Below are 14,168 nucleotides of genomic sequence, written 5' to 3'. Positions count from 1 at the left end.
TGACGAGGTCGCGCAACGAACCGCAGCGCGTGCAGCCCCCGCCGCAGGCGCACGCCGACGGCCCCAGGCCCTGGCGCGGCTGCATCGGCGTTGCGGAGGTTCGATGGGCTGCCGCCCGTGCGCCACCCGTCGACGGGGCCTGTCGTGCAGACGGACGCTCGCGCATCAGCGGATCCTCACGTTGATGTCCAGCTCCATCGAGATGCCATCGCAGTTGCTTCGATCGACGTCGATGCGCAGCACCTGGCGGCCGCCTCGCATCGTGACTTGCCGGACACCGCGCGGATGCTGGTCGGTATCGCCGCAGATGTTCGCGCCGACCGGCATGGACCGGGGCGTGCCATTGCGCGTCAGCGTGTAGGTGTCGGCACCGGTACAGCAGTCGACGCCCGGGCCGATCGGCACCCACAGCGCCGAGAAGGTCACCGTGGCAGTGCATCCGGTCGGTACCGTGAACTCGAGGTTGGGGTAGTTGTTGTGGATCAGCAGGTGGAAGTTGCGCTCGGCGTTGCAACCGGCCTTCTGCTCGACGGCCTCCCCGCTGCCGGAATCGACATCGGTCTGTTCGGCTTGTTCGGCCTGCTGAGGCCATTGCGTCGCCTCGCCGCTGCCCTCTTCCACGTCGCGCTGCACTCGTTCACCGCCCTGCCCCTCCTGCTGCACAACGTGCGTCAGCTCGTGGGCCAGCAGGTGGCGACCTTCCGGCGTCTGCGGTTGGTAGCGGCCGCGGTTGAAGTAGACGTCGCGCCCGACGGTGAAAGCCTTGGCCTGCAGCCGATCGCTCAACGCCGCCGCCACACCGTCGTCATGGACGCGAACGGCGCCGAAATCGGTGCCGAACTGGCGTCCCAGCGCCGTGCCGAGCGCGGGGTTCAATGGCTGACCGCCGCCGCGGCTCGCCTGCAGCGCCTGCGCCACCGCGCCGCCCAGGCGCGAGGGCCCGCCGCCGGCGCCGTCGCGTGCGATGCCCGCCGCGCCGCCGCCAGGACGCACTGTGCCCGCCACCGATTCGCCTCGGCCGACACGGTCGGCAATCTGGCGCGCCTGCACCTCGCCCGCATCGCCGGGGCGGCTGATCGACAGCGCGTCGGCCCGCCGCCGGCACTGCGGGCAGGTACCGCCGCAGGCACACGGGGCGGCGGCCGGCGTGTGAACCGGCACCGGTGCGGCCGGCGTGCGCCAGGCTGCCGCCGACCGGCGCGATTCGCCGGAACGCGGTGGGCGTACCGCGCCTTGTCGCATGGCATTCATTGCTCGCTCCCCTTCTTCTCGACTTTCCTGGCCGCCTTCTTCTTTGCTGGCTTGGTGGCCGGCGCGGGCCGTTTGGCGGCGGCTTTGGCGACAGGCGTTGCCGCGACTGTCGTGCGTGCGACGGTCCGCAGCCGCAACTGCAGCTTCTCCAGCTCCGCCGCCTGCAGCCGAGTCTCGGCGACGCTGACCTTGCCGCTCGCCAGCGTGAACGGCTTGGCCGCCGCCGGCACCAGCTGGCCGCCGGTGCTGCCGACCAGCAGCGTGAGCTGCCGCGTCGCGCCGATCGCCTCGACCTGCTGCGGCTGCAGCACGAAGGCGTAGTAGCCCGCGTCGTCGGCTTCCACCGGCGCGACGCCGGCCACCGGCGTGCCCTTCTCGTCGATCAGCGTCAGCGTCACGCGGCCGGCCGCCTTCGCCGACTCGTCGGTGACGCGGCCCTGCAGCAGCGTCTCGGTCTTCGTGACCGGCGGCGTGCGGATGGTGGCGATCTGCTGCTCGACCACCAGCGCCGCGCTGCGCCGTGCCATCGCGTCGCCGGCCGCGCGCAGGCGGCTTGCACGGGGATCGTCCTTGCCGCCCTCGCCGGTTTCGAGCCGGTGCGCCTCGGCCAGCGCCAGAAGGCGCGCCGCCAGCATCGTCTCGCGCGTCAGCACCAACCAGTCGGCGCGCTGCTGCTGCAGCGTCTCGAACAGGTTCTCGACATCGCCCTTGAAGCTCGCGTTCCCGCGGTTGATGATCAGCGGCATGGCTCACCCCTGTGGCTTGAAAAGCAGTGCCGTCACCAGCGCGCGGCTCTGGCACAGCGGTCCCGGGTTCAGCACCTGGTTGCCGACCTGCACCTCGGCCATCGCCGGGTTCATGTCGTCGGCGACGATGCAGTGGTCGCCCTGGTTGAAGCTGGTGTTGTTCAGCCGCACCCCCAGCGTCAGCAGCGACAGCTGCGTCGCCTCGCCGCGCTCGCTCAGCCGGTTGGCCGTCGCGCGCAGCGTGTTGCCGTACAGCAGCGCATTGCTCACCAGGTTGCCGCTGCGCAGGCTGAAGCTCTGGTTCTGCTGCCAGCCCAGGTCGTCCAGCGTCGCCACCGTGTGGCAGGTCGCGCTGGTGTTGCCCGGGCCGGTGCGCGACTGGTTGTCGCCGAACAGCACGTTGCCGGCCGGGAACAGCGTCGCGACCGCCGCGTCGCGCTGCGGCAGCAAGGCGGCCGGTGCCGCATGGAAGCTGCCGAAGGCCGCGGCGCGCGGGGCCGCTGCCGCCGCGGCCTTCGTGTCGTTCGCCTGCGCCAGCACCACGCCCGAGGCATCGACCACGTTGCTCGAACGCAGCAGCGTCATGCCGGCCGGCGCGGTGTTCACGCCGCCCAGGTCGTACAGGTAGACGGTGCCGGCCAGGCCCTCGGCCGCGCTCAGCCCCGACAGCTCGCTGCTGAACGCGTTGTCGGTGCACTGCACCGGCCCGAACGCGATCGCCGACAGCGCCTGCCCGACCGGCTGGTCGACGACGTTCTCGTGGATGCGCGCGGCCGGCCGCTGGCTGAAGGTCTCGCCGGCCGCCTGCCCCCGGGCCTCCAGCAGGTTGAAGTTCGAGACCAGCTTGAACACGATGCCGCCGCGTCGACCATCGACCAGCTGTTTCGGCGTGATGTCCGGCGTCAGCACGCCGTTGTCGACGATGCGGTTGTGCGTGACCTCGGCCTCCTCGGCATAGGCGACGAAGATGCCGCACACCGGGTTGGCGCCGCTGGTGCCGTTGCGCTCGATGGCGTTGTCGGCGATGGCCAGGTTCTGCACCATGCCGAGCGAGATGCCGCCCAGGCCCTGCGTCGCGGCACGCGCGCGCAGCAGGTTGTCGAACAGGTTCAGCAGGCAGCCGCGGATGCGGTTGCCGCGGATCGCGAGGCCGATCACCGGCGTGCCGAGCCGGTCGGCGGCCGCTGCCAGCGCGCTCGCCCGGGTGTTCGGGGCCGGCGCCGCAGCCGTCGCGATGCCGATGCCCGACAGCCCCATCGCCTCGATCGCATTGCGCTCGATCGCGATGTCGTACAGGAAGCCCGCGTCCTCCGGCAGCGGCGCCTCGTCGGCCTTCAGCACCACCGTCAGCTCGAAGAAGCGCTGGTTCGGCAGCTCCTGGACATCGATCTTGTCGATCGCCATCGCCGCCTCGCCTTCGCTGACCCGCAGCGTGCCCGGGTTGCTGCCGAACACGAACTCGCCTTTCGCATCGCTCGGGTCCGGCGTGATCACGACGCCGGTGTCGACATGGGTCAGCGTCACCTGCACGCCGGCCATCGGCTTGCCGTCGGGGCCGATCACGCGGCCTTGCACGCCGGATTCGCGCGGCAGCGTGAAGACCGGGTCGTCCTGCGCCGGCGGCGCGGCCGGCGGCGTGCCGCCCAGCGTGATGCCGTTGCCGGCACCGCCCGTCACCGCGTTCTCCAGCACCGTCACCCGCTCGCTGCCGCCACCCAGCTGGATGCCGCCGAGCGCGCGGTACGGCTGCAGCAGCAGGATCAGCGGCGGCAGCCACAGCGCCCACACCGCGTTCACGTAGGTGACGAACAGCCGCGGGTTGACGTAGACGATCTCCAGCTTCGCGCACGGGTCGTTCGGGTCCAGCGGGTCCGGCTCGGTCGGCACGTCCAGCGGCGGCATCGCCGGGGCCGGCACCAGGCGGATGTCGTTGCGCTCGATCAGCCCGTCGTCGCCGGCCAGGTAGATCGCGACGTCGCTGCCGCACTTGTCGAGCATGCGGATGCGGTTGTCGTGGAGGTGGATGCCGCGCACCTGCCGCGCGCGGATCGCGTTGGTGCAGGCCAGGATGCGGTTGTGCGCGATCTCGATCTCGCTGCACTCGCCGCGCTTCGTCGCGCCGACGACGATCGCGGTGCCGCCGAGCGTCACCAGGTCCATGTGCTCCAGCACCACGTTCTGCGAATCGCGCACCGTGAAGATCGCCAGCGCTGCGCCCTCCTTGCGCGGAATCACCTTGGTCTTGGTGTCGCAGCCCTTGATGCGCACGTTGCGCCGGCCGGCGATCACCGCGTTGGTCGTGTGCAGCCCGGGCAGCAGGCAGATCTCGCCGCCGCTGGCCGGCAGGTGCTGCAGCGCCTCCTCGATCGAATCGAAATCGCCGCGGCTGCTGCGGCCGTCTCCGACGTTGAAGGTGCAGCAGATCTTCTGGTTGGTCAGCGGCCGGAAGATGCGCCGGCAGTCGTCGATCTGGCCGGCCGCAAAGCTGATGTCGACCGGCGGCGGGCCGCTCCAGTCCAGGATGCCGAGCGCGACGCGGTGATGCACGATGCCCTGCGGCGGCGCGTTCACCGGCCACGGCGCGGGTTCGAACGCCGACCCGGCGGCTCGCACCGGGAAGGTCCAGTAATCGCCTGGCAGGTAGTTCGCGTTGCCGGCGCTCGCGGCGTCGAGCTCGACCCGGATGCCGTCCTTCAGCTCGACCGGGTCGGGGCCGCCCGGCGGGAAATCCTGCACCCGCTCGATGCCGTTCCACAGCCGGAAGAAGCCGCTCGCCGGCGCCGCTGCCGGCCACGCGCCCTGCACGTTGCCGAGCGCCAGCACGCCATCCTGCGACAGCGTCGCATCCGCCGTCAATCGCACCGTCCAGCGGCCGAGCGCGCCGTCGAACGCCAGCGCCTCCAGGTAGAAATCCTGCAGCCCGCAGTGGTTGATCATCTGGTCGTTCGCGGTGATCGCGAGCGTTGCGCTGCCGGGCGCGCCGGCGGTGAAGATCCCGCGGCCGACCAGCCCGCCGTTCCACTGCGACCACTTGAAGCGGGCGCGCCCCGCGCCATCGGGGTCGGCGATCTCGATGCGGTACAGGTAATGCTCCAGCCCGGTGTAGCCGCCGCCGGCCTCCAGCGGGCAGTCGCCCGTGATGTTCAGCACCGGCGCCGGCGACACCGTCAGCCGGCCACGCGCGCCGAGGTCGTCCTGCACCCCGGCGGCCGCGCTGCAGTCCTCGTTCGGCCCGAGGCGCAGCAGCTTCAGGCTGACGTACGCCTGCGTGCGCTCGGTGGTGTCCGGCCCGCCGAGCGCGGGTTCGATCAGGTGCAGCGGGTCCTGGAAGCCGCTCAGCGTGTCTTCCCAGGCCTCCAGCACCACCAGGTCGCGCACGCCGTCGGCGATGCTCTTCGCGGTGGCCGCCGGCGCCTGGAACGGCGGCGCGAAGTAGCTCGCGACGAAGCTGGATGGTGTGTCGAGCGTCAGCGACAGGCCGTCGGCCCAGGCGCGGCCGGCGTCCAGCCGGACCTTGACGACCGCACCGTCGGTGCTGGCGTCCAGCACCTTGAACGCCGCGGTGTCCGAGACCGGCACCGCCAGCACGCCGGGGCCGAAGGTGTCGCGCCCGACCGCGCTGCGCCAGGCCGCCGCAATGGCCGCGGCCTCGTTCCAGTCGCGGTCCAGCAGCACGCGGCCCTGCTGGTGCAGCACGCCGCTGTAGTGGGGAGGCGGATCGGCAGAAAGAAAAGAGAAGTCGCCCTTCATGGTGAGGTCCTCAGGTGAACTTCAGGTGATCGGGATCAGGACGGGCCGCACGCCGACCGGCATGAACTCGCGCAGCCGGATGCCGATGTTTTTCCACTTGTGCGTGTCGAGCCGGTAGCCGAACGCGCCCATCTCGTCGCTGGCCGGGCCGTCTTCGAGCACGCGGCGGTCGCAGTCGAGCCGCAGCTGCGCATAGCCCGGCCGGCCATGCCATTCGGCGGTGAAGCGCAGCCGCGCGTCGGCGGCGAACACGCAGCCGACGTGCTGCGGCAGCCGGTCGTGGTCGCCGCGGAACCAGCAGAACTTCAGGCAGCTGCCGGCCCACCCCGGCAAGGCATCGACGGTGTGGCTGTCCTGGTTGTCGTGCACCTCCAGCCGGTGCACGAACAGGCCGCCCTCGCCGCGCGCCGTCTGCACGCGGGTGCGGCCGAAGCAGGTCAGGCCGTGCAGCACCAGGTCGGGCCCCCAGCCGAGTTCGGGATTGCCGCTGGCCGCGCCGATGGCCAGCGCCGGTGCGCTGTCGACGACGCCGCTGCCGGCGTCGACGATGCTGTCGGTGAGCGTCAGCCGGTAGCCGGTGTCGACGGCCAGCGCGCCGCAGATGCTGCGCTCGATGTCGATCTCGGGCACCTGGTCGAAGGCGTCCGCCTCGGCGGCACTCAGCCCGTAGTCGGCCGTCAGGCGCAACGCGGTTCGCAGGTCGGCGCGCGTGCCGTTGACGCTGCCGTCCAGCACCAGGCCACCACCCGGGTCCAGCGTGCAGCCGGCGATGCGCAGCCCACCGAGCGCCGCCTGCATCACCAGCGCGTCGCCGGCCGGGAACGCGGCATCGCGGGTCAGGTACAGGCCTTCGAGCGCCAGCGCGAGCGCGCCGATCTCCGGCGTGCCGGCGCCAGCGACCTGCGTCGGCCGCGCGCGCAGCGGCTGCACCAGCCGGATCACCGGCCGCTCGCCCTGCGCGCTGCGGATCCACAGCCCATGCGCCAGCCGCAGCGACCGCACGCCGGCGTCGTTGCCGATCGCCGCGACCGCGCCGAGGTCGAGCCGGTGCGTCTGGCTGTCGGCGATCTCGATCACCAGCGGGCGCGGCCGCGTCGGCAGGTTGTCGAGTGCGTGCTGCAGCGCGAGCGGGCCGTCGGTGAACCAGTCGATGCGCAGCAGGTCGTAGGCCTGCTCGTCCGGCCACGTTGGCGGCAACGGCGTGCGCAAGGCCGGTGCCGGGTGCGCGCCCGTCGGCCCGGCCAGCCCGTAGGTGGCCGACACCAGCAGCCCGTCGCGCAGCGGCTCGGCCTGCAGCGTCGGGTCGGCGTCGGGCGTGCCGAACACGATGCGGCCGCGCTCCGGATCGATCGCAACTTCCCACTCGCGCAACGGCGGCGCAAGGCCGGTCTCCCAGGCGCACAGGTTCGCGCCGCGCACGCGCCAGGCCCGGCCGACGAACGGCACCTGCGGCAGGTGCAGCACCAAGCCGACCGCGCCGTGGCCGGGGCGCGCGTCCTGCGCGACGGCGTAGGTGCGCAGTTCGACGCAAGCCTCCGGCCGGCCGGCCGGCGTGCCGTCGGTCAGCCGGGCGCGCGGCATCGAGCCGGGCACTTCGTCGTCGCTGCCGAGGCGCGGCGGGTCGCGGTCGGGCTCGAAGCGGTGCGTGTTGAACAGCGGCCACGGCTCGCCCTGCGCCTGCACGTCGAAGCGCACCGCGAGCGCCGCGGTGTCGGGGAACAGCGGCGCGGCCGGCACCGCGGCGATCTGGCGGAAGCGCGGGCGCGACAGCGGCACCTGGAAGTCCTCCAGCCGCCACAGCATCACCGCGAGGTTCGGCAGGTTCCAGCCCGACAGGCCGGCGGTCGGCGGCTTCAGGTCGACGACGCGCGCGAACGGGTCGAACGCGCCGCCGACCAGCGACAACAGCGCCGGGTCGCGCAGCGATGCGGTGCCGCCGCGCACCGCCGACGCGATGTCGCGGCGCAGCGCCAGCGGCGGCGTGCCGCCGGCATCGGGCCGCGGGTGGTTCAGCTGCTGGTTCCAGGCCAGCCGCTCGCGCATCTCGACCGCATGCGCGGCCCAGCCGGACAGCGTGAACACCTGCGATTCGACCGCGCCCAGCGTGCCCTTGCGGCGGCGGTGGAACACGGTGCGGGCCACATCGGCGCGCAGCGTCCACGGGTTGCCGGCGAGCCGCGAGGTGCCGAGCAGGTCGGCCAGGTAGGCCACCACCCAGTCGTCGCAATGCTCGATGAACAGGTCGTGGTACTGCGCATCGGTGCGCGCATGCAGCGCGGCGAAGGTGTCCTCGAGCGCACCGACGAACGCGGCGAGCTGGCCCGGCGGCGACTGTTCGGTGTCGCGCAACCGGTAGATCTCGGGCAGCCGCTCGAACAGCGGCAGGCGCGGCGAGCTCATGAAAGTGCCCCTTCCTTGTCGGCCGTCAACTGCAGTTGAAGCGCTGCACTGTCGAGTGCGAGCACCCGATCGCCGGCGCAGTTCACTGAACGCTGCGTCGCCGGCACATGGGCCACCGCGAACCCCGAGCCGCTCGACAGCCACACCAGCCGCACCCAGACCACCCCGGTCACCTGCTGCACCGCCGCCACCACCTGCGAGCCGTGCACGCCTTCGCCGAAGCGGCGCCGCTGCCAGCTGAACAGGCCGCACGACGCATCGACGCCGTTGCCTTCTTCGCCCGTCGCGCCCAGCGCTTCGAGGATCAGCGGCCGCAGGTCGTCGGCGCGGCGCAGCGGGTCGATGCCGACCACCAGCCGCAGCGCGACCGGCGTGCGCGCGCCCTGCACCACCAGCAGCGGGCAGCGCGCGGCACCGCGCGAGCGCACCGCCGCGCGCAGCGCGTCGGCGGCGGCCGCCGCATCGGCGGTGGCGGCACTCGCGGTCAGCAGCGTCACCCGCACCAGCGGCGAGCCGTCGACCAGCGTCCATGCAGCCCGCGCCTTCAGCACGCCGGGGATCGCCAGCGCCTCGGCCTCGTGGTCGGCCAGGCTGACGACGCGGCCCAGGCTCTGCATCGTGCCGGGCGCGGCGATGCGGGCACCGTCGGCGCTCTCGGGCACGGCGCCGCCGGTCACCGGTTCCAGCAGCAGCGCGGCATCCAGGCCCGGCAGCTTCTTGTCGATCGACGGCTTCGCATCGGCCTTCAGCGGGCCGTGTGCCCCGCTGCCGCTGCGCCACACCGCGACCACGTTGCCGCGTCCCGAGCGCAGCCGCGCGCCGCTCTTGCCGTCGCCGAACTGCACCCAGCTCTTGCCGGCATCGTCCTCGCGCACGATGTACACCCGCTCGCCGGGGCCACGGCCGAACAGGCTGTCGACCGCGGTCCACGCGACGCCGTCGACCCACACCTGCAGCTGCGGCACCTGCGGCGGCGCGCGTGTCGGGTCGAGCAGGTACGTCAGCGGCGGCTTCGGCAGCGCGAAGGTCTGGAACACCGCGCGCGCATCGCCGTCGCCGAGCGTCGCCTGCGCCTCGGTCTTGCCCTGCGTCACCTCGACCAGGTTGCCGTGCACGGTGACCGGCGGGTCGACGTGGCCGAACTCGGCGTAGTCGACCTCCTGGTCGAGGCGCACGCGGTGGAACTGCGGCTGGTCGGCATCGACGCCGCCGCCCTCCACCGACAGCGCGTTGACCGCCCGCACGCGCCCATCCGGCCCGGCGAACAGCAGCGCGCGCTTCGCGAGCGCCGCGGCCTGCTCGGCCGTGCCGTGGAAGTGAAGCTCGGTGCCGCGCGTCGCCAGGGTCGGCACGAACTGGGCGCGCAGCTGGAACGGCTCGCCCTGCACCTCGTGGATGCCGATGCCGCGGATGTCGGCATGGGCCAGCGTGCTCGCGCCTTCGCTGATGGCCAGGTTGTCGTCCAGGCTCAGCACGGTGCTGGCGCCGCTCAGCGGGCCCCAGGCCAGCGACTGGCGGTCGAGCTGCGCGATGCGGCGCGCCAGCAGCCGCTTTCGCCCGGCCCCGCCGCTGCTCGACGGGCTGAGGTTGGCCTCGACCAGCACACGCGTGCCGGCCACCATGCTGCGCACCTCGCCGTCCAGCGGCAGTTGCGCGGCCGACAGCGCCGGCACGGCCGGCGCGTAGGTGCTGCCGTCGAGTCGTCGCACGTAGGTCATGGCTTCGGTGGTCGCGCGGCCCTTCGGATCCACCACCACCACCGTGGCCGGCGCGCTGTGCCCGAAGTGGCGGTGCGTGCCGCCGAGCTTCCAGGCCTGCAGTCGCGGCGTCGACGCGAGCGTCGGCACGCCCAGGCCGGCGCCGAGCAGCGCGAAGCTCAGGTCGAGGCTGGGCGTGAAGACCTGCAGGCTGGTGAACGCGCTGGCGAACAGGCTCGTCGTGGTCGGCGCGAGCGAGAAGGACGGCGAGAACGATGCCGCCACCGACAGCGCCGGCGCACTGAAGAACGCCGACACGGCGAGGCTGAACACCGGCTTCTTCAGGCTCGTCAGCGCGCCCTTCATCGTCAGCACCGTGTCGCCGAAGGCCTGCTCGACCGTGTCGACCACCAGCACCTGCAGGTGATCGAAGGACTGCCCGCCGTCGCGCGCCACGCCCACCATCAGCCGGTCGCCGGCCTTCAGCGCCGGCGGCGGGTTCGCGTCGGGCACCAGCGTGAAGACCGTCGCGCCGTAGCGGATCTCCGGCGCGCGCCGCGGCCGGTAGAGCCGGAAGGCCGACAGCGCCGGGTACGCGGTCAGCGCCTGCGTGGTCTCGAAGACCGCCGGCGGATCGGTGCCGTCGAGCTGCGCCTTCACGCCCAGCCCGGCCGGCAGCAGCACCGGCCGTTCGCCCTTCGCGGTGAATGCGAAGCGCCCTCGCCCGCCCAGCCCCGGCGCGAGCCGGTAGCCCAGCAGCCGCACCAGCGGCGCCACGCTGTCGCGCCATTTCGCGGTGCCGAGGTAGGCCTCGTTGGCGTACAGGTCCTGGTAGAAGCTGAGGATGTCGCCGACCTCGGCGGCCGCCTCGACCAGCGCGATGCCCGGGTCGTCGGTGCCGCGGTGCGTCCAGTCCGCCAGTTCGGGCGCGGCGTCGATCCGGGCCAGCATGTGCGCGCGCAGGTCGGCATAGCTGCCGATGCGGTAGTCGATCGTGCCCAGCCCCGGCCGGTTGCCGATCGGCTTCGGGAACGCCGCCGGCCGCTTGCAGTCGTTGTCGCAGGAGTTGCTCATCGCCGGCCTCCGGTGATCTCGAAGCGGATGCGGCCGGTCTCCAGGTGGTCCGGGTCGTTGGCGACGACCAGGATCTCGAACGGCCCGATCGCCAGCCTGTCGGCATAGGCGGTCGGCAGCGCCGCCGGGTCGATGTCGATCACGGTCAGCCCGCCGCCGCTGCCCGGGTTCCAGCGCCGCATGCCCAGCCGCAGCACGCGGCCGATGCCGGTGACCGCGAGCGCGCGGCCGATCAGCTGGCTGGCGTACAGCGGCTGGCCGAAGGTCCACGCATCGGGATGGAAGAAGCCGCGTTCGCCGCGCGCCGTCCAGCCGTCGCCGAAGGCCTGCTCCAGCTCGGCGCGCAGGTCCTCGGGCCAGTACGCCGGCTGTGCGCACAGCGTCAGCGTGATGTCCAGCGGCACGTAGGTGGCAGGCCGCACCTCCAGGTCTTCGCCGATCAGCCGCACCGCTTCGAGGTGCCCGGCGATGGCCGCGCGCAGCGGCTCGTCGAGCACCGTGCCGCCCATCGGGTCGATGGCCACGCGCACGCAGCGCCAGCTGCCGGTCCAGGCGTAGCGCGCGCGGGCATGCGCCACGCCGGGCAGCTCTTCGGCGCGCTTCGCATAGTCGGCCAGCGTCACCGCGCGCAACTGGCGCTGCCGGTAGGCCTCGGGCACGCGCCGCACGATCTCGGCGGCCGGTTCGGGGTCGCGGCCATTGTCGACGTCGAGCGGGTTCCAGACCCGCAGCACCGCGCCGCCGGGGTCGCGGAAACCGGTCAGGCGGTCGGCGCCGATGTTGCCGGCGCGCCCCTGGCCGACGCGGTAGCGGCAGACCACCACGGCGCCGTCGGCCAGCGCCGCGCCGTTGACGCCGTCGCCGAAGCGCAGCGAGCTGCCGCCCAGCTCGTCGGTCTCGACGATGAAATGCTCGTCGTCGCCTTCGCTTTCGATCAGGTCCGACTGCTCCTGCCAGAACCCCGCCGTGCCCTGCACCCGCACCTGGGCCGTGCTGCGGGTCGGCAGCTCGCCGCCGGGCGGCGTGTCGCGCCAGGCCAGCGGCGCGGCCGGCAGCGGGCACAGCACGCCGCGCCGCACGCGCTCGCTGCCGCGCGGGCGCCACACCACCTCGTACGCCGCCTCGTCGGTCGCGACCAGCGCATGCTCGTCGAGCGGGCCCAGCGGCGCGCCCGGCGCGCGGAAGGTGGTGATGCGCGGCCGGCCCTGCGTCACGAGGACGAGGTTGCCGTGGAACACGCTGACGTCGTGCACCGGCAGCTCGTTGCAGTCGCAGGTGAAGCAGACGGTGCGGCGCAATGCGTCCTCGTCGCGCCAGCGCACGCGCAGCAGCCACTCGCCGGTGTACGGGTCGCGCAGCGCCTCGGCCCGCGGGCGCGGCCCGTCCAGCGGCAGCAGCCGCAGCACCTGGCGCTGCTCCGCGCGAGCGCCGTTCGGCAGGCCGGTCTCCGGGTTCAGCACCTCCTGCACCAGCAGCTGGTCGACCTGCACGTCGACGTCGCCGGCCGCCACCGCCTGGCTGGCATGGGTGCCGAGCAGCAGGTCGCGCAGCGCCTCGGCACCGGCCTGCGTCAGCGGCGCGGGGCCGGTCAGGTCGGCCTCGGTGCTGCCGGCGGCCAGCGCGCGCACGGTGTCGCCCCAGGTGTACAGCCGCAGCCTGTTCAGCAGCGCATGGCAGCGACGGCGCCAGCGCACGCCGTCGCGCGGCATCGCGAACACCACCGCGTCGGCGGCGGCCCAGTCCGTGCCGGTCCAGGCGCCGAACTCGTCGTTGGGGCCGGCCGGCAGGTCGGGCGTGCCGCCGACTTCCAGCGCCAGCCAGGTGCCGGCCTGGTTGCCCTGGTGCACGTGGTAGTCCATCAGCCGCGCATGGCGGGCCAGCGAGACGCGCTTGCGCGCGGTGCCGATCGCACGCTCGGCCAGCACCCGGTCGTGGTAGTCGGCCTGCTCGTCGGCGTCGGCGGCGACCAGGTCGATCAGCACCTGGTCCAGGTCGGCCTCGCTGGTGACCTGCCAGCCCGGCACGCGCCGCATCATCGCGGCGATCAGCACGTGGCGGAAGGAGTCGTAGTCGCGCGCCAGGTAGTCGATCGCCGGCTCGACCGGCGGCGGCTGGAAGGCGGCGTGCGGCGTGCAGCCGAGGTTGAAACAGCCGGGCCGGAACTTGAACGGCAGCGCGTTCAGCAGCGGGTCCATCGCGAGCGGCAGCGCATTCCCGGGCGCGGCCAGGCCGTCGGCGGTGGTCGACAGCAGGTAGGTCGAGTAGTCGCCGACGGGTGCGATCTTCAGGCGCAGCGCGGTCGCGTCGGGCCCGGCCTGCACCTCGGTGACCTCGACCGGCCGCGCCGGGTTGCCGCCGCGCGCCCGCTCGGCACCCCGCACCCGGAACGCGGCCTTCGGCGGCAGCGGGACCAGCGCGCCGTCATTCCAGAACTCGACATCGAGCCACGCGAAGCCCGGTTTCGCGACCGCCTCCAGCGTCACGTAGGCGAGCCGGAATCCGTTCAGCCCCCGGGTGTCGAGGTCGCGGGCACGGTCCTCGAGGCGTTCGTCGTCGTGCAGCACGGCCATCACATGGCTCCCTGGCGCTGGAAGCGCACCTGCTTGACCTCGCCGGTCGCGATCACCTGGTAGCGCAGGTCGACGTTCAGCGTCGCGTCGATCGCGCTGACGTCCAGCGCCTGCACGCTGATGCGCTGCCCGAGCCAGCGCGACAGGTTGCGGCTCAGCAGCGCCTTCGTGATGCCGGCGGTCGCGTCGTCGTTCTGGTGGAACACCAGCCGGCGCAGCCCCGCGCCGAAGCTCGGCAGGAAGGGTCGCTCGCCGGGCGCGGTCAGCAGCAGCTGGATCAGCTCGCCGCGCACGTGCTCCGTCAGGTCGGCCGGCGTCGCGCTGCGCCCGTCCGGCCCGATGTGGAACGGGAACGCCAGGTGGCGGCCGTGCGGTGCGCGGTTCATGGCAGCGGATCCCGGTAGGTGCCGACCGTGAAGGCCATCGCGTGGTGGTGCGTCGTCAGGCCGGAATCGCCGCTGTCATCGGTGGTGACCAGGTCGACCCGGTGGTCTTCGAGGAACTTCAGCATGCCTTGCGCGATGGCCGCGAACAGGATCTGCCGGTCCTGCGCGCCCTCGCCTTTGGGCAAGTCTTCGCCCTTGGTCTTCTTCCATTCGTTCTTCATCGCGGTGTCGATGTACTCCGCGAGGCTGCCGGCGATGTCGTCGGTCCGGCCGGCTTTCAGTTCGTTGGCCATG

At 72.9% G+C, this 14,168-nt stretch carries 8 protein-coding genes; all 8 read right to left on the bottom strand.

The window, feature by feature from the left end:
• Positions 1 to 165: 165 nt before the first annotated feature.
• The 8 genes from FHT26_RS00510 to FHT26_RS00475 are packed head-to-tail and all read right to left on the bottom strand — an operon-like array spanning position 166 to position 14,167.
• Complete coding sequence (locus FHT26_RS00510) at positions 166 to 1,242, bottom strand: eCIS core domain-containing protein (protein ID WP_168558256.1); 1,077 nt, start codon at positions 1,240 to 1,242, stop codon at positions 166 to 168.
• Positions 1,243 to 1,247: 5 nt separating this feature from the next.
• Positions 1,248 to 1,997 (bottom strand): hypothetical protein, encoded by a 750-nt coding sequence (locus tag FHT26_RS00505; RefSeq protein WP_168558255.1) that lies wholly within the window; start codon positions 1,995 to 1,997, stop codon positions 1,248 to 1,250.
• A 3-nt stretch (positions 1,998 to 2,000) separates the two neighbouring features.
• Positions 2,001 to 5,747: a DUF6519 domain-containing protein gene (locus FHT26_RS00500; RefSeq protein WP_168558254.1), complete on the bottom strand. Its 3,747-nt coding sequence runs from the start codon at positions 5,745 to 5,747 to the stop codon at positions 2,001 to 2,003.
• Between the two features lie 21 nt (positions 5,748 to 5,768).
• Positions 5,769 to 8,147 (bottom strand): hypothetical protein, encoded by a 2,379-nt coding sequence (locus tag FHT26_RS00495; RefSeq protein WP_168558253.1) that lies wholly within the window; start codon positions 8,145 to 8,147, stop codon positions 5,769 to 5,771.
• Positions 8,144 to 10,918: a baseplate J/gp47 family protein gene (locus FHT26_RS00490; protein WP_168558252.1), complete on the bottom strand. Its 2,775-nt coding sequence runs from the start codon at positions 10,916 to 10,918 to the stop codon at positions 8,144 to 8,146. The genes FHT26_RS00495 and FHT26_RS00490 overlap by 4 nt, the downstream gene beginning before the upstream one ends.
• Positions 10,915 to 13,488 (bottom strand): putative baseplate assembly protein, encoded by a 2,574-nt coding sequence (locus FHT26_RS00485; RefSeq protein WP_168558251.1) that lies wholly within the window; start codon positions 13,486 to 13,488, stop codon positions 10,915 to 10,917. Before FHT26_RS00485 ends, FHT26_RS00490 begins: the two co-directional genes overlap by 4 nt.
• Positions 13,488 to 13,874 carry a GPW/gp25 family protein gene (locus tag FHT26_RS00480; RefSeq protein ID WP_168558250.1) on the bottom strand — a complete coding sequence of 129 codons (387 nt, stop codon included), beginning with the start codon at positions 13,872 to 13,874 and terminating at the stop codon, positions 13,488 to 13,490. Before FHT26_RS00480 ends, FHT26_RS00485 begins: the two co-directional genes overlap by 1 nt.
• The gene (locus FHT26_RS00475; protein WP_168558249.1) at positions 13,871 to 14,167 is read right to left on the bottom strand and encodes a hypothetical protein; all 297 of its coding nucleotides are present in this window, start codon (positions 14,165 to 14,167) and stop codon (positions 13,871 to 13,873) included. The genes FHT26_RS00480 and FHT26_RS00475 overlap by 4 nt, the downstream gene beginning before the upstream one ends.
• Between the last annotated feature and the right edge of the window lies 1 nt (position 14,168).

The organism is Rhizobacter sp. SG703 (assembly GCF_012275445.1).
Classification (GTDB): domain Bacteria; phylum Pseudomonadota; class Gammaproteobacteria; order Burkholderiales; family Burkholderiaceae_C; genus Rhizobacter.
Note: the sequence above shows the minus strand (reverse complement) of the source record. Positions and strands in the feature narration are given on the sequence as shown.